The sequence below is a fragment of the Paramixta manurensis genome (assembly GCF_013285385.1).
GTDB lineage: Bacteria > Pseudomonadota > Gammaproteobacteria > Enterobacterales > Enterobacteriaceae > Paramixta > Paramixta manurensis.
On the sequence record NZ_CP054212.1, the window covers coordinates 84,043 to 99,781 of the forward strand.

General features: G+C 53.9%; 12 protein-coding genes and 2 pseudogenes. 5 read left to right on the top strand and 9 right to left on the bottom strand.

Features of this window, described 5'->3' with window-relative positions; all coding sequences use genetic code 11:
* The first annotated feature begins 24 nt into the window (after positions 1–24).
* The 5 genes from glyQ (at position 25) to PMPD1_RS00420 (ending at position 6,548) form a co-directional block, all read left to right on the top strand.
* Positions 25–936, top strand: coding sequence for a glycine--tRNA ligase subunit alpha (gene glyQ, locus PMPD1_RS00400; RefSeq protein WP_173632195.1), 912 nt, complete (start codon positions 25–27; stop codon positions 934–936).
* A gap of 9 nt (positions 937–945) precedes the next feature.
* Positions 946–3,015: a glycine--tRNA ligase subunit beta gene (glyS, locus tag PMPD1_RS00405; RefSeq protein WP_173632196.1), complete on the top strand. Its 2,070-nt coding sequence runs from the start codon at positions 946–948 to the stop codon at positions 3,013–3,015.
* A gap of 255 nt (positions 3,016–3,270) precedes the next feature.
* A complete protein-coding gene (locus PMPD1_RS00410) occupies positions 3,271–4,539 on the top strand; it encodes a nucleoside permease (protein ID WP_173632197.1) in 1,269 nt (422 codons plus the stop codon).
* Positions 4,540–4,555: 16 nt separating this feature from the next.
* Entirely contained in the window at positions 4,556–5,581 is a 1,026-nt protein-coding gene (locus PMPD1_RS00415; protein ID WP_173632198.1) for an ADP-ribosylglycohydrolase family protein, read from the top strand.
* A complete protein-coding gene (locus PMPD1_RS00420; RefSeq protein WP_173632199.1) occupies positions 5,568–6,548 on the top strand; it encodes a PfkB family carbohydrate kinase in 981 nt (326 codons plus the stop codon). The genes PMPD1_RS00415 and PMPD1_RS00420 overlap by 14 nt, the downstream gene beginning before the upstream one ends.
* Here the strand turns inward: PMPD1_RS00420 and PMPD1_RS00425 are convergent.
* From PMPD1_RS00425 to uhpA, 9 genes and pseudogenes are all read right to left on the bottom strand, one after another.
* Complete coding sequence (locus tag PMPD1_RS00425) at positions 6,535–7,275, bottom strand: GntR family transcriptional regulator (RefSeq protein ID WP_173632200.1); 741 nt, start codon at positions 7,273–7,275, stop codon at positions 6,535–6,537. The genes PMPD1_RS00420 and PMPD1_RS00425 overlap by 14 nt on opposite strands.
* Before the next feature lie 87 nt (positions 7,276–7,362).
* Positions 7,363–7,857, bottom strand: coding sequence for a DUF943 family protein (locus tag PMPD1_RS00430; protein ID WP_173632201.1), 495 nt, complete (start codon positions 7,855–7,857; stop codon positions 7,363–7,365).
* Positions 7,844–8,656, bottom strand: a pseudogene (locus PMPD1_RS00435) (YPO3983 family protein); the annotation flags it as partial. The pseudogene PMPD1_RS00435 and the gene PMPD1_RS00430, both read right to left, overlap by 14 nt.
* A 16-nt stretch (positions 8,657–8,672) precedes the next feature.
* Positions 8,673–9,886 (bottom strand): IS3 family transposase gene (locus tag PMPD1_RS00440; protein ID WP_173632181.1). Its coding sequence is split into 2 segments (ribosomal slippage): positions 8,673–9,592 and positions 9,592–9,886, totalling 1,215 coding nucleotides; the frame shifts between segments, so codons are not numbered across the junction.
* A 39-nt stretch (positions 9,887–9,925) separates the two neighbouring features.
* Positions 9,926–10,180, bottom strand: a pseudogene (gene tssD / locus PMPD1_RS00445) (type VI secretion system tube protein TssD); the annotation flags it as partial.
* A 573-nt stretch (positions 10,181–10,753) separates the two neighbouring features.
* Positions 10,754–12,145, bottom strand: a complete 1,392-nt coding sequence (uhpT, locus tag PMPD1_RS00450) for a hexose-6-phosphate:phosphate antiporter UhpT (protein WP_173632203.1) — start codon at positions 12,143–12,145, stop codon at positions 10,754–10,756.
* A gap of 136 nt (positions 12,146–12,281) precedes the next feature.
* Complete coding sequence (locus PMPD1_RS00455) at positions 12,282–13,616, bottom strand: MFS transporter (RefSeq protein ID WP_173632204.1); 1,335 nt, start codon at positions 13,614–13,616, stop codon at positions 12,282–12,284.
* A 9-nt stretch (positions 13,617–13,625) separates the two neighbouring features.
* Positions 13,626–15,128, bottom strand: a complete 1,503-nt coding sequence (gene uhpB, locus PMPD1_RS00460; protein WP_173632205.1) for a signal transduction histidine-protein kinase/phosphatase UhpB — start codon at positions 15,126–15,128, stop codon at positions 13,626–13,628.
* Complete coding sequence (gene uhpA, locus PMPD1_RS00465; RefSeq protein ID WP_173632206.1) at positions 15,128–15,718, bottom strand: response regulator transcription factor UhpA; 591 nt, start codon at positions 15,716–15,718, stop codon at positions 15,128–15,130. Before uhpA ends, uhpB begins: the two co-directional genes overlap by 1 nt.
* Positions 15,719–15,739 lie beyond the last annotated feature (21 nt).

Below are 15,739 nucleotides of genomic sequence, written 5' to 3' on the forward strand. Positions count from 1 at the left end.
ACTCGTATCGCGTGCGAATTCAACATGCAAAAGTTTGATACCAAGACCTTTCAGGGCCTGATCCTGACCTTGCAGGATTACTGGGCGCGCCAGGGCTGCACCATTGTTCAACCGTTGGACATGGAAGTCGGCGCCGGTACCTCTCACCCGATGACGTGCCTGCGTGCGCTCGGGCCAGAACCGATCGCGGCGGCGTATGTTCAGCCCTCACGCCGTCCAACCGACGGGCGTTACGGTGAAAACCCGAACCGCTTACAGCACTATTACCAATTCCAGGTGATCATCAAACCTTCGCCGGACAATATCCAGGAGTTGTATCTCGGTTCGCTGAAAGAGCTGGGGATGGATCCGACGATCCACGACATTCGCTTCGTAGAAGATAACTGGGAAAACCCAACGCTGGGCGCCTGGGGGCTGGGCTGGGAAGTGTGGTTAAACGGCATGGAAGTGACGCAGTTTACCTACTTCCAGCAGGTTGGCGGCCTGGAGTGTAAGCCGGTTACCGGTGAAATCACCTACGGTCTGGAGCGTCTGGCGATGTATATCCAGGGCGTGGACAGCGTGTACGATCTGGTGTGGAGCGATGGTCCGTTGGGTAAAACCACTTACGGCGATGTGTTCCACCAAAACGAAGTTGAGCAATCTACCTATAACTTCGAATATGCCGATGTCGATTTTCTGTTTACCTGTTTTGAGCAGTATGAGAAAGAGGCACAGAGCCTGCTGGCGCTGGAAAAACCGCTGCCGTTACCGGCTTATGAGCGCATTCTAAAAGCGGCGCACAGCTTTAACTTGCTGGATGCGCGTAAGGCAATTTCGGTAACCGAACGCCAGCGCTATATTTTGCGCATCCGCACCCTGACCAAAGCCGTGGCTGAAGCTTACTATGCGTCTCGCGAGGCGCTGGGCTTCCCGATGTGCAATAACAAGAAATAAGAGGCAGCCATGACTGAAAAAACTTTTCTGGTGGAAATCGGCACCGAAGAGCTGCCGCCGAAGGCGCTGCGTAGCCTTGCCGAATCTTTTGCCGCGCAGTTTACCGCCGAGCTGGATGCCGCCGATGTGGCGCACGGTGCGGTGAACTGGTTTGCCGCGCCGCGTCGTCTGGCGCTGAAAGTGGCGAACCTCGCGGCCGCACAGCCAGATCGCACGGTTGAAAAGCGCGGCCCGGCCATCGCCGCTGCGTTTGACGCCGAAGGCAAAGCGACTAAAGCCGCCGAAGGCTGGGCGCGTGGCTGCGGGATCACCGTCGGGCAGGCGGATCGCCTGAAAACCGACAAAGGCGAATGGCTGGTGTATCGCGCCGAAGTGAAAGGCGAGAGCGTGCAAACGCTGCTGCCGGCGATGGTGAGCGCTTCACTGGCGAAGTTGCCGATTCCAAAATTGATGCGTTGGGGCGATTCCGAGGTGCAGTTTGTGCGTCCGGTTCACACCGTCACGCTGCTGCTGGGCGATGAGTTAATTCCCGCCACCATTCTGGGTGTTTCATCCGCTCGCGTGATCCGCGGCCATCGGTTTATGGGTGAGCCTGCGTTCACTATCAACCACGCCGACCAGTATCCGCAGATTTTGCTGGAGCGCGGTAAAGTAATGGCGGATTACGCTCAACGTAAAGCCAAAATTAAAGCCGATGCCGAAGCGGCCGCGCGTGAAATTGGCGGTAATGCCGATCTGAGCGACAGCTTGCTGGAAGAAGTCGCCTCGCTGGTGGAATGGCCGGTGGTGTTGACGGCGAAATTTGAAGAGAAGTTCCTCGCGGTTCCGGCGGAAGCGCTGGTCTACACCATGAAGGGCGATCAGAAATACTTCCCGGTTTATGATGCGAACGGCAAGCTGTTGCCGAACTTCATTTTTGTTGCCAACATCGAATCAAAAGACCCGCAGCAGATCATTTCCGGTAACGAGAAAGTGGTGCGCCCGCGTTTGGCGGATGCGGAGTTCTTCTTTAATACCGACCGTAAAAAACGTCTGGAAGATAACCTGCCGCGTCTGGAAACCGTGTTGTTCCAACAGCAACTGGGTACGTTACGCGATAAAACCGATCGCATTCAGGCGCTGGCGGGCTGGATTGCCGCGCAGATTGGTGCCGATGTGAATCACGCCACTCGCGCGGGCCTGCTTTCCAAGTGTGACCTGATGACCAATATGGTGTTTGAGTTTACCGACACTCAAGGTGTGATGGGGATGCATTACGCGCGTCACGATGGCGAGGCGGAGGATGTGGCGGTAGCATTGAATGAGCAGTATCAGCCGCGTTTCGCTGGCGACGAGCTGCCTTCTAATCCGGTTGCCTGTGCGCTGGCGATTGCCGATAAAATGGATACGCTGGCCGGTATTTTCGGTATCGGGCAACATCCGAAAGGCGATAAAGATCCGTTTGCGCTACGCCGTGCGGCGCTGGGCGTGCTACGCATTATTGTTGAGAAGAACCTGGCGCTCGATCTGCAAACCCTGACTGAGGAAGCGGTGCGTCTGTACGGTAGCAAACTGACCAATCGCGCGGTGGTGGATGAGGTTATCGACTTTATGTTGGGCCGTTTCCGTAGCTGGTATCAGGAAGAGGGCCACAGCGTTGATACCATTCAGGCGGTGCTGGCGCGTCGTCCAACGCGTCCGGCGGATTTTAATGCCCGTATGAAGGCGGTATCCCATTTCCGTACGCTGGATGAAGCTGCCACGTTGGCTGCGGCGAATAAGCGCGTGTCCAATATCCTGGCGAAGTCGACCGAAACATTGGGCGACAGTGTGCAGGCATCATTGCTGAAAGAAAACGAAGAGATCCAGTTGGCAACCTTCGTCACCGCACTGACCAGTAAGCTACAGCCCTATTTCGCCGAAGGGCGTTATCAGGAGGCGCTGATCGAGCTGGCGCAACTGCGTGAAGCGGTAGATAACTTCTTTGAGAAAGTGATGGTCAATGCGGATGATCAAGCGGTGCGTATTAACCGTTTGACGTTGTTGGCAAAACTGCGTGAGTTGTTTTTGCAGGTGGCGGATATTTCGTTGCTGCAATAAGAGGAACGCGGCGGGCACGTTTCAGGAGGCTTCCTGGCTTTTCAACGTTTCGGCCGCCGCGCCGCTTTGCGGATGGCGGCAAGAACACTCATCTCAACCTCTTCTGAAGCCAGGCATTGCCTGGCTTTTTTTCGCCTGCCCGCTAATGAAAAAATTTCAAAATCGCGACGCGGTTCAAAAAACAAACTAATGGTATTGCAAAGGTATTATCTAAAGGTACTATTGGTTGCTTAGCCAACACCGGGGAGCAGGACAATGAAAACAAAAATACCAAAGCTTTCGTTCATGATGTTTGTTGAGTGGTTTATCTGGGGCGCATGGTTTGTGCCGCTCTGGGCCTGGCTGCATGGCAACGGCTTTACGCCGATTGAAATCGCCTGGTGCTATGCCTGTACCTCTATTGCCGCCATCCTGTCGCCGATCCTGGTCGGTTCGCTTACCGACCGGTTTTTCCAGGCGCAAAAAGTCTTGTCAGTGTTAATGATTGCCGGCGCGTTGCTGATGTTTTTCGCCGCGCAGCAGACGCACTTCAGCACCTTCTTCCCGCTACTGTTGCTCTATTCGTTGACCTACATGCCAACCATTGCGCTGACCAACAGTATCGCCTTCTCGCACGTCAACGACGTGGAGCGGGACTTTCCGCGTATACGCGTAATGGGCACATTGGGCTGGATTGCGTCCGGTATCGCCTGCGGGTTTGTTCCGCCACTGCTCGGTATGGGGGACATTTCCGCCAGTAATATTCCCCTGTTGGTCACTGCCGCCGGGTCATTATTACTTGGCGTTTATGCGCTGACGCTGCCAGCGACCGAGCCGAAAAGTACCGGTAAATTTAGCCTGCGGGTCGTGCTGGGGCTGGACGCGCTGCACTTGTTGAAAGATCGCAGCTTCCTGGTGTTTTTTGTCTGCTCTTTCCTGTTCAGTATGCCGTTGGCGTTCTATTACATTTTTGCCGAAGGTTTCCTCAGCGAAGTGGGGCTACAGCACGCGACCGGCTGGATGACGCTGGGGCAGGTCTCTGAAATCTTCTTTTTGCTGGCGCTGCCGTTCTTCATCAAACGTTTCGGTATTGGCAAAGTGCTGTTACTGGGCCTCGTCACCGCGGCGTTACGCTACATTTTCTTCGCCTTTGGCGGCGACCAAAACATCCTGACCTACGGTTTGCTGTTTATGGGCATTCTGCTGCATGGCGTCAGTTATGACTTCTATTTTGTTACCGCCTACATTTATGTGGATAAAAAAGCGCCGGTGGCAATGCGTAACGCGGCACAAGGGTTGATTACTCTCGCTTGCCAGGGGATTGGCAGCCTGCTCGGCTACCGTCTTGGCGGCTACTTAATGGAAGAGATGTTTGCTTACAACCCGCCGCGCAATGGTCTGACATTCCACTGGGCGGGGATGTGGATGTTTGGCAGCGTGATGATTGTGGTCATTACCCTTGTCTTTATCGCGCTGTTTCGTGACGCACGAAGTAAAAGCGATGACCTGGCGCCGCTGGACGTGCCGGTTAGCGCGGAAAAATAGTCATTAAGGAATCATTATGTCAATAAGTAAAGAGAAGCGGATTCTGGGCGCCTTTTACGGCCAGGCGTTGGGCGATGCGATGGGGATGCCCTCGGAACTGTGGCCGCGCACGCGCGTGAAAGCGCATTTTGGTTGGATAGACCGTTTTTTGCCGGGGCCAAAAGAGAATAACGCCGCCTGCTACTTTAATACGGCGGAATTTACCGATGATACCTCAATGGCGCTGGCGCTGGCCGATGCGATTATCCAGTGTGAGGGGAACGTTGAGGCGGAGGTGGTTGGTCGTAACATTTTGCATTGGGCGGAAGCGTTTGATGCGTTTAATAAAAACGTGTTGGGGCCAACCTCCAAAATTGCGTTGAACGCGCTCAAGAACGGTACGCCGATCGCGGAACTGGAGAATAACGGCTTAACCAATGGCGCGGCGATGCGGGTGTCTCCGCTCGGCTGTTTGTTGCCGCCCGGTAAGCTGGCGGATTTTATCGATGAGGTTGAAGTGGCCTCCAGCCCAACGCACAAAGCCGATGTTGCCATTGCTGGCGCCACTGCCATTGCCTGGGCGGTTTCACTGGCGGTCGAAGGTGTCGCGTGGCCGGTAATTCGTGACCAGTTACCAGCCATCGCCCGCGCGGCGCAGGAACGCAAAATCACCACTTTCAGCGCCTCAATGGCGGCGCGAATTGAGCTGGCGTTGCAGGTTGTGGCACAGGCCAATGGTGTAGAAGAGGCGATGGAGCGTGTCTATCAGTTGGTAGGCACCGGAACGAGCACCATTGAATCGGTACCTGCCGCGCTGGCGATGGTGGAACTCTCCGGCACCGATCCGAACCGTTGCGCGATTCTGTGCGCCAATCTCGGTGGCGATACCGATACCATTGGCGCAATGGCGGTGGCGATTTGCGGCGCGCTGCATGGCATTGATGGTATCGATCCGGCGCTAAAAGTGCAGCTTGATGACGTTAATCAACTGGATTTTACCCGCTACAGCCAGGCGTTTTTGCGTTTCCGTCAGCAGCGCGAGGCGGCCTATGCTCAACGTTGAGGTACTGCATGCGTTGACCGGGCGTTATCCGGTGTGCGTGGTAGGCGCCGCGGTGGTGGATGTGATTGCCGATGCGTACTCTTTACCGCATCGCGGTAGCGATATTGAGCTGCATCAGCAAGGCGTTAATGTCGGCGGCTGCGCCCTTAATGTCGCGATTGCGTTGCACCGGCTTGGCATCCCGGCACTGAATGCGTTGCCGCTTGGCTTGGGAACGTGGGCGGATATTATTCGTCATCAAATGGCGGCCTATGGGCTGCACAGCGCGGTAGAAACCGACAAAGGCGATAACGGTTGGTGTTTGGCGTTGGTCGAGCCGGATGGCGAACGTACTTTCCTTTCTGTCAGCGGGGTAGAGAACCAGTGGGATAGCGCCATGCTACAACGTCTGGCGTTGAAACCCGGCGGTTGGATATATGTGTCTGGCTATCAGCTAACCTCTGCCAGTGGCGAAGTGCTGCTGGCATGGCTGGAAGCGCAGCGAGACACGCAGCGACTGTTTATTGATTTTGGGCCGCGCCTGGCGGATATTCCAGAGGCGCGTTTTGCCCGGCTCATGGCGTTGCAGCCGCTGGTGACGCTGAACCGGCAAGAAGCCAGCCTGGTATGGCAAGAGAAACTGATGGGCGAGGGTGAGTTTAGCTGGCAAGCGCTGTGTGATGCGTGGCAGCGGCGTTTCGCTTCGCCGTTGATTGTGCGGTTGGATAGCGATGGTGCCGGTTATTTTTGCGCACAGGAGCAGGGCTGGGTGCCCGCGCTGCCCACCGAAGTGGTTGATACCATTGGCGCTGGCGATAGCCATGCTGGCGGTGTGCTGGCGGGCTTAGCTTCCGGGCTGCCGTTGAGTGAGGCGGTTGCGCTGGGCAATGCGGTCGCCTCTTTTGTGGTGGCGCATCGCGGTGGTGATTGCGCGCCGGATCGTGTGACGTTACGCCACTACTGGCAACAGCAGACTATTCGGCAATAAACACGTACATATCGCTGCGGCAGTAGCTAATACTGTATTCAATGGCGCTGTCCCGCTCGTCCAGCGCCAATTGTTTAATCACCAGGATTGGAATATTGGCCGACAGGGCGATATGAGCCTGAATTTCCGCGTCCGGCATCCGGGCGCTAACGCGGCTTTGCGTTCTGATCGGTCGAATACCGCGTGCGCGGAAATAGTCATACAACGAGATACCAATATCTTCCGCGCTATCAATCAGCGTGGCGGGAACATACGATTCTTCAATCGATACCGCCTGCTCATCAACGTAGCGGATGCGCTTTAACAAAAAGACCTCGCTGCCGGGCTCCAGACGCAATAGCGTGGCAATATCTGCGCTACAGGCAACCACACTTTTATTGATCCACACGGTATTGGGCGTTTTCCCTTTCAGCACCGCCTGTTGCGACAGGCCTTTTGGTTCTTTCAGCGAATACTCAAGCGGATTACAAATTTGGGTGCCGTAGCCGCGTGACCGGTAGACTACCCCTTCTTTTTCCAGCGTATCCAGCGCCTTACGTACCGTAATGCGGGAAATATTCAGCGCCTGGCTGAATTCACGTTCGCCGGGCAGGATATCGTCCTGTTGTAGCATGCCGCTGCGTATCCCGGCTTTGATGACCGAGGCGAAGCGTTGGTAGAGCGGTTTTTTCTCTTTTGCCGTGAGTTGTGTGGTTAGGTCCGCCAGCAGCGGCGCGTAATCTTTCATCTCAAACGCCCGTGGTAATTTTTTCTCAGAATACGCGGAAATGGGCGGCAACAAAATAGTGATGGGTGCGGTAAGCGCGACGATGGGCTAATCATCCTTTCTACGGACTATTTCACCATTAGTGAGTTGAGTATAGTTTCGATTTTTTATTGAAAAGCGCGTGATGCCATTTACCGTTTTAACAATAGTAATCACCCGATCATAATTAATACAATTTTTTGTCGCTTTTATTTCATCAAAACAACGCTGACTGGTTGGGAAAAAATCAAGAAACGTGCTTTCCTCACGTTCTTTAAATCCATTACCAATGTTCCAGACACTGACGTTCCAGGAACCATAAGACGCTTCTGGTTGAGGGACATGGTATTGATTTTTCAATATCTCTTGGTTTTTTTGCCACCACGCTATTTTGGCGCGATCGGTTAATGGTGGGTTTTTGACCAGAATCCTACTGAAAGAATCACTTTGGTACACTGTTATTATTTCAGTCGGGCGGAGTAAAACGATTAATCCGTAAACGATAATAAATATTACTGAGACAAAAAATAAGCTATAAAAAAGCGTCTTTTTAGCGATTTTCATTATCGTCCTTATCTCCTGTTATATTTACAGCCGCTTCCATGTTAGTAAAAAAGGGTTTAAATCCAAATTGATTATAGCGTTGTAGCAAAAACCAGATGCGAAAGAAACGAAACTGGTGAAAAGTTTTTTTCATTATATCGTGGTTATCCAACCCAAAATGATCCTGTACCTTATAGTGCAACTGCGCACGATACTGTCCGTTTTCAATGGTTAGCGCGCGTAAGGTAATCTGTGTTGCCCAAGTATCGTGTACGGTGATGCCCATGCCGTTAAACATATCCTGTAAACGGTCAAATTTAGGTAACCTGCAGCTTTTTAGTTCTTCGTAAAATGCTTCTTTTTGTACGATGGGAAAATAGTTATGCTGCCAGTCAATATTATCTCTTAAGACTTTCTTTATTTTCTTTAACGAAGCATCATCTGCCTTATCCCCGAGGATTTGCTCCTTCAGCGCCTGGTCCAGCAACATACTGCGAAACGGCGTACCATTGCCATACTGCATATGGTCAATCATCTCCCTTATCAGATACTTGTATGGCCCCCACAGCGCGAACGGCAAAGCGTTATCGCGAAACTCATCAAACAAAATGTTCGCGCACTGCTGGCGGCTTAACGTCTCGCCAGGGCCGCGCAGATTACAGCAGAAACGTGATTGCGGCCGGTCAAGCGAGGAGCGCCGGGTCAGCGTATACGGGTTTACCCGCTCTGATACCTCAGCAAGATAAAACCCCTTTTTTAGCTGTGTTTCAGACAGGTCACCATAACGCATATCAGCCGCGCCATAATCATTCATCCATTTCTGGCTGGTGTAGTGGTCAAGTAATACTGGCCACGGTTTTACAGTAAGAACGGTATCGGTTCTCTGATTCTTCCGGCGTCAGCCCCCCGTTGTAATGATGAGGTCTGACGCTATTGTAGTAATTCTGGATATAACTGCCGATTTGTCGCCGGGCCTCATCCTTACCTGCGTAACCATTCGTCGGCACCCATTCTGTTTTCAGACTACGGAAGAAGCGTTCCATGGGGCTATTATCCCAGCAGTTCCCCCGACGACTGACGCTTTGCTTTATCCTGTAACGCCAGAGAACTTGCTGATATTTAAGGCCTGTATACTGGCTTCCCTGGTCGCTATGGAACATGACATCACGCGGTTGACCACGCGTCTCATAGGCCATCCGCAGAGCACTTCTTATCAGTGCGGTATCGGCATTCGCTGACAGACTCCAGCCGATAACCCTGCGGGCAAAAAGATCCATAACAACCGCCAGATAGCACCAGCGATTTCCAGCCCAGATATACGTAATATCTCCACACCATACCCGGTCTGGCTCCGGTACAGCGAACTGACGCTCGAGCAGATTCGGCAGGCAGGTATGCTCCTGACGGGCATTTTTGTACTGATGTTTTCCGGGCTGGCAACTGCTCAGGTTCAGGTATTTCATCAGACGCCCGGCACGGTAACGGGTCATCGGAACGCCATTTTGAGCCAGCATTTCAGCCAGCGTGCGTGCGCCTGCTGAGCCCCGGCTCTGGTTCCACGCCCGGCGTATTTCGCTGTACAACCTGACTCGCGCCGGATTGACAGTATCGCGTCGTTTTCGCCAGTACCGGTAACTGCTACGGTGTATTTCCAGCGCGGAGCAAAGGCTGACAACCGTGTGGCTGTCACTCAGTCTGGCGGCTATCGTGAACCGTTCAGTGAGTCGGACATCAAGAGTGCGGTAGCCTTTTTTAATATCGTATTCTGTTCCTCCAGGCGGCGAACCTGCTTTTCCAGCTCGCGAATACGTTGCTGTTCTGCAGTAATGGGAGTAGCAGAGGGCGTAATCCCCTGCCGCTCTCGCCTGAGCTGGCGCACCCAGCTCTCAAGGGTGGTAGAACCGACATTCATCGCTTCACTGGCTTGTCGATATGAGTAGCCCTTATCAACAATCAGCTGTGCACATTCCAGCCTGAACTCAGGGGTGAAAGTACGCTTAGTTTTCTTGTTCATTAAGTCACCTGTTTTATGTTGTGGTGAGAATATCACCTTTAATCAGGTGGCCAAATTTACTGTGCCACTACATACCGCTTTAACCAGCGTTTTCCCTGTTGTGAGTGCCTTGTACAGCAGCGGTGATGAGCTATCTATCAGCTTTTCAAAGGTATACGCCTCATGTTGTCGCGTTCCTGTCGCTGCACCTGTTGCATCGTCCGTAGGGATAAATAAATCATGCTGCATTCCGGTTAGCTCGATGCTGCCTTCACGACCGGTTATATCTACAGAACCTTTTAATAACTTCCCTTCTTCCTCGTAAAGCCATAAATATACTGGTATAGCCATCGATTTATTTCCCTATATTATTTCTGGTTGCTTTCGTTAATAATTGACGCAGCAGATTTCTTTGCTGCGTCGATATATTTATATAGTGTTGGTCTTGATACAGCAGCGCACCCGGAGTCGCTTTATCTACCCGGCAGTGAGCGACAAGGTCAATAAACGATGCTTTCCCGGGCATTATCATCACGCCGACTGCCCTAGGTACAGAACAAGACATCTGTCCATCCCTCATGGGCGGCATCCTTTGACTCGCCGGTACAAGCCTAGTCGCCTGTGGCGGGCTTGTACCAGCGAGTTGCCTGAGCAGAATGATTTTTGTCGTCTGACGACGGTGCCGGACATCACAGGGAACATGCACAGTACCTTCCGCGTAGTACGCCAAGGCTGACCACTACCGTTGTTCTGAACCTCTCCGTTCAGGCCATCATAGGGACGGTACAACTTTTAGGCAAACGGTACGGGGAAGAAAACGCCAATTAGTTGCTATATGTCAAATTTATAATTTAAAACAAAAGGTTAACGCGTAACGGGTACGCGTTAACTTATCGGTGAATGGCGAGATTACCCTGAATGAATTCAGATTGGGGTCAGTTCCCGCAGACGTTTTTCCCGACGAATTTTCCGCTCTTCTAGCACCGCAACCATCGCCATGAGACAAATACAGCCAATCGCCGCTGCATCCAGCGCGGCGAAGGTTCCAGCCCAACCGGTGAGACCAAATATCGGCGTACCGTCGGCAATCATTCCCAGCCCCAGTTTGGCGAAACTGTCGCCAATCAGATAAGCGAAGGTACCTTTAATACCGTCCGCCGCGCCGATAGCCTTTTTCGGGACAAAACCGACGGCGGCGACGCCGATTAACAACTGCGGGCCAAACACTAAGAAGCCCAACGCGAACAGCGATGCCAGATAGACGTACTGATTACTCGCGTGCTGATAGATACCGAGTGTCGCGATGATCAGCGCCAACGCGATGCAGGCAACCAGCGCCCGCCGCCCGTTTGCCAGATCCGACAGCCAGCCCCATAGCAGCGTGCCGACCAGCGCGCCGACTTCAAACAGCGTAAATCCTTGTATCGCTACTTCTTTGGAGAGCTTTAGCTCCTGAAACGCGTAAACCGTTGACCATTGATCGATACCGATACGCACCACATACAGGAAAACATTGGAGAAACACAGCAACCAAATCACTTTGTTTTTCAGCACATACTCGACAAAGATTTGCCATTTGGTCATTGCGCTGTCTTCGGCTTCTTTATCTTCTTCGCTGATCTCCTCGCCAAACAACTCCTCGGCTTTGCCAAGGCCGTAGGATTCCGGCGAGTCACTGCCGAAACGCAGGCCAATCAGACCAACCAGCAGCGCGATAATTGATGGGAAGATAAACATGCCGATGACATGACCATTGAACAGATAGTTGGCGCCGAATAGCGCGACACCCGCCGCGCCTGCGCCGCCGAGATTGTGGGAGATATTCCACACCCCGAGCCAGGTACCGCGTTTACGGCGCGGCGTCCATTTAGTAATGGTGGAGTAGCTGCATGAGCCGCCAGTACTCTGGAAAAAACCGCTTAGGGCGTAGAAGGCGATCATCAAAAACAGACTCACCGAGCCGGTTCCCATACTGGCGCTGAAGCCAAGCATACAGATAGCCGAGAGAATCAGCATAAACGGCAGAAATTGTTTGGTGTTTTTGCCGTCTGCGTAATAGGAAACCAGCGTTTTACCAACGCCGTAGGTGATTGAAAAGCCGAGGCCTATCATCCCTAACTGCGTCATGCTGAGGCCGTAGGTACTGATCATGTCGTTCTGCGCGATATTAAAGTTTTTGCGGATCAAATACATGGTCAGATAGCCAATAAAGACCACCAGGTAGGACTGCATAAAGGGTTTGAACCACATTTTGCGCCGCTCTTCGAGCGACAGGTTTAGCGTGGGCTTGCGCACCTGATTAAGAAAGGCCAGCATCGGTATCTCCTGTTTTATACCTGCGTGATGGCCAGCATTGTAAAAATCGAGCAGTGATTGAGCCTGAGACAGTATCCAGGCGCAACCGGGAATATTTCTTAGTTCTGCGGCATTCGAGACAAAAAAGTGAAGTTCATCACTCTTCATCGGTGGCGAGAGGGCGAGGTGCCTGGGCGTTAAGGAAGGGCAATAATAGAAGTGCAGAAATACCTGCCGCCAACGCGATCACCGCAAAAAAGCCGCTCCAGTGCCAGCTATCCATAATCCGCGCCAGCGGCCAGCCGGAGAGTGAGGCGCCCAGGTAAGCAAACAGCCCGACAAAGCCGGTTGCTGCGCCCGCTGCGTCTTTATGCGAGCATTCTGCCGCTGCCATGCCGATCAGCATTTGTGGACCAAACACGAAAAAACCAATGGTGAAGAAGCACGCTGCTTGCATCACATAGCTGGCAAACGGCATCAGCCACAGCGAACCGACCGACAGTAAAATGCCGACGGCGAAAATCAGGTTCATTGGCCCTCGATTGCCGTTAAACAATTTATCGGAGCCCCAGCCTGCCACCAGCGCGCCGATAAACCCGCCCAGCTCGAACATGGTCACCGCCGAGTTAGCGGTGACCAAATCGACGCGCAGAGTTTCTGACATATACAGATTGCCCCAATCATTAATCGCCGCGCGCACCAGATAGACCAGCACGTAGCATAGCGACAGCAACCAGATGTACGGGTTAGCCAACACGTACTTGTAGAGGATTTGCCGCTGCGTCAGCCCCACGCCCTCTTGTTGCTGAATGATTTGTAACTCGTCGTGCCGCCAGTCTCCAACCGGCGGTAATCCCACGGTTTGCGGTCGGTCACGCAGACGCCAGCAGAGAAACAGACCGGTTAACACCGCCAGCGCCCCGGCAATCATCATTCCCACCCGCCAGCCGTAATGCAGCGCCGCCGCGCCAATCACCATCGGGATCAACGCGCCGCCGACGTTATGTGCAGTGTTCCACAGCGCCCACCAGCCGCCGCGCTCGGAACGCGAGTACCAGGCAGTTAGCAAGCGAGCGCAAACCGGCGAACCCCAGCCCTGGAAGAATGCATTGAGTGCCCACAGCGTGGTAAATGCCCACAGCGAAGTGGAAAAACCAAACAGGATATTGATTATCCCGGTGGCGATGAGCCCGACGCCCATAAAGTAGCGGGCATTAGTACGGTCGCTAACGATGCCGGAGACAAATTTGGAGAGCCCATAGGTGACGTAAAACAGCGTGGCCAGCAGACCAATGTCGGTGCGGGTTAACACGCCGGTGGCGAGAATTTCCGGGACGGCCGCATTAAAGCTTTTGCGGGTGAAATAGAACAGCGCGTAGCCCAGCCAAATGGTCAGTAAAATATGACGACGCCAGTAGCGGTATCGAACGTCGATCGCCGATTTATCCGTCAATGGTGTTGCGTTGGCGGGGGGCTGTAAAAACCGAAACATCGCGTCTCCTTATGCGTAACGCAGCGGTAAACTCACGCTGACACGGGTGCCGTGGGTACAAGAGATCGACAGCGTGCCGCCCAGCGCCGTAACCCGCTCGCGCATCCCGATTAGGCCGAAGCCTTGGTTAGCGGAACCCGGCGGTAAGCCGCAGCCATCGTCATTGATCACCAGCATCAGACGTGCATTTTGCTGCCAACCTTGTAGCGTGACCATGCTGGCATTAGCGTGTTTGACGATATTGTTTAACCCCTCCTGGCAGACGCGAAACAGCATTATGCGCTGGCCTTCGCTCAGTATGCTTTCATCAATGCGCCAATCCAGATGCCCGATAATGCCGCCGCTTTCCAGTTCCATCTCACGCATCAGGGAGCGCACCGCCTGTTCGAGACTCAAATCATCCAAGTGACGCGGGCGCAGTCGACCAAGCAGGCGGCGCACCGAGTCGTATACGCTAAGCGAGAGCTGTTCGATCAGCGCGCCGCTTTGATTGACGCTGACGCTCTCTGGCGGCAGACGTTGCAAAATACCGGCCTGAGTGCGAATAGCGGTCACCGTCTGACCAATGTCGTCATGCAGTTCGCGTGCTACCTCGCGGCGTACGCTCTCTTCGGTTTCGAGCAGGCGCTCAGCTAGCCGCCGATTACGCGCTAACTCCTTGTGCAGCGACTGATTCAGTTCACGCAGGCGTTGAATTCCGGCACCTAACAATAGCCCGGTCAGACTTTGCGCCAGTAGCGAGAGCAACAGATCCACCGGATGTGCGTGCCAGGTTTGGCTGGCGATAAGCGCAATGCCGTTCATCAACGCGGCGATTAACGCCCCTTGCCAGCCATAGTGCCAGGCCAGCGCAATAATCGGCAGCGCAAGGCAGAAAGGGGTAAAGCGAGAGAGATCGTCCGGTAGGCCGAACTGTAGCCACAGGCTGATGGCGAACAGCAATAGATACCAAAACAGATGCCGGGTACGCCAGTTGACCGGTTGGGCCACCAGTGCTGGCCCAAGCGGCAGCCAGAGGGTGCTGGTAAGATAATGCCAAATAATCAGACAAACCGGTGCGAGCGTCAGGCCGCCGGTCAGGGTGAGCAGCATTACATTGAGCGCCATTTTCCCTTCGCTCAACCACGGCAGCGATTGTAACAACGCCGCGGTGATTAACGCGCTCGCCTGCAACAGCAGGGAATGCCAGTCGCGCTGGTGGCGAAAACGGGAGGCCAACATAATCGGCAATAGGGTGAGCAGGCTACCAGTTATCAATAAGGGCAGATGTGCCAGCGCCACTTCACGCGATAGCCAGCCGATCAGTAGCCATTCGGTACCCAGCAGCACTGGCCAATAGCCGCGCGGACATTGCAGCATTAAACCTAGCCGCAGGCCGAAAGGAAATAGCAGCACCGCCAGCGCCGGGACGGTGACCAGATGCAGACTAATACTCCACAGGCAGAACCATGCGGCGGAGAAGATAAAAAAGCAGGCAGAGACGGCCAGTAGCCGTGAGATAAGCGGGCGCATCACCAACCGTCAAACATGCGGCGGGCCAGTTCCACGTCGTTATGGACGTCCAATTTTTCCATCAGGTTAGCGCGATGGACGTGCACGGTTTTCGGCGACAGGCCGAGGTCAGCGGCGATCTCTTTTACGGCTTTCCCCTGCGCCAGCATTTCCGCCACTTGCCGCTCACGCCTGGTGAGTGGATCTTGCCGCCCGGCCGCCAGTTTCAGGGCGATATCGGGTGTGAGATAGCAGCCGCCGGTTGCCACGGTACGCACGGCGGCGATCAGTTCGTCAGGACTACAGCGTTTGGAGAGAAAGCCATGCGCGCCGGCATTCAGCGCTTGCTCAATCAGCGCCGGGCTATCGTGGACGGAAAGCATGATAACCGCCATGCCGCGTGGTAACTGATGCAATAATTCCAGGCCTGAGATATCCGGCATGGAAATGTCGCAAATGCAGACCTGCACGCTGCGGCCCGGTAGCCCGGCCAGCGCTTCACGCCCGGAACCAAATTCGGCGACAACCTGAAAGTCGGGCTCCAGCCCCAGAAGTTGGGCAAAACCGGAGCGAACGATAAGGTGATCGTCAACCAGAGCGAGGGTGATCATGAGGTTTTTTCCCGGCGAAAA

Excerpts from the sequence above, each read along its gene's own strand:
- uhpT (WP_173632203.1), bottom strand. The coding sequence starts at position 12,145 with ATGCTGGCCTTTCTTAATCAGGTGCGCAAGCCCACGCTAAACCTGTCG.
- PMPD1_RS00430 (WP_173632201.1), bottom strand. The coding sequence starts at position 7,857 with ATGAAAATCGCTAAAAAGACGCTTTTTTATAGCTTATTTTTTGTCTCA.
- PMPD1_RS00410 (WP_173632197.1), top strand. The coding sequence starts at position 3,271 with ATGAAAACAAAAATACCAAAGCTTTCGTTCATGATGTTTGTTGAGTGG.
- PMPD1_RS00415 (WP_173632198.1), top strand. The coding sequence starts at position 4,556 with ATGTCAATAAGTAAAGAGAAGCGGATTCTGGGCGCCTTTTACGGCCAG.
- PMPD1_RS00420 (WP_173632199.1), top strand. The coding sequence starts at position 5,568 with ATGCTCAACGTTGAGGTACTGCATGCGTTGACCGGGCGTTATCCGGTG.
- uhpB (WP_173632205.1), bottom strand. The coding sequence starts at position 15,128 with ATGCGCCCGCTTATCTCACGGCTACTGGCCGTCTCTGCCTGCTTTTTT.
- glyS (WP_173632196.1), top strand. The coding sequence starts at position 946 with ATGACTGAAAAAACTTTTCTGGTGGAAATCGGCACCGAAGAGCTGCCG.
- glyQ (WP_173632195.1), top strand. The coding sequence starts at position 25 with ATGCAAAAGTTTGATACCAAGACCTTTCAGGGCCTGATCCTGACCTTG.
- uhpA (WP_173632206.1), bottom strand. The coding sequence starts at position 15,718 with ATGATCACCCTCGCTCTGGTTGACGATCACCTTATCGTTCGCTCCGGT.
- PMPD1_RS00425 (WP_173632200.1), bottom strand. The coding sequence starts at position 7,275 with ATGAAAGATTACGCGCCGCTGCTGGCGGACCTAACCACACAACTCACG.
- PMPD1_RS00455 (WP_173632204.1), bottom strand. The coding sequence starts at position 13,616 with ATGTTTCGGTTTTTACAGCCCCCCGCCAACGCAACACCATTGACGGAT.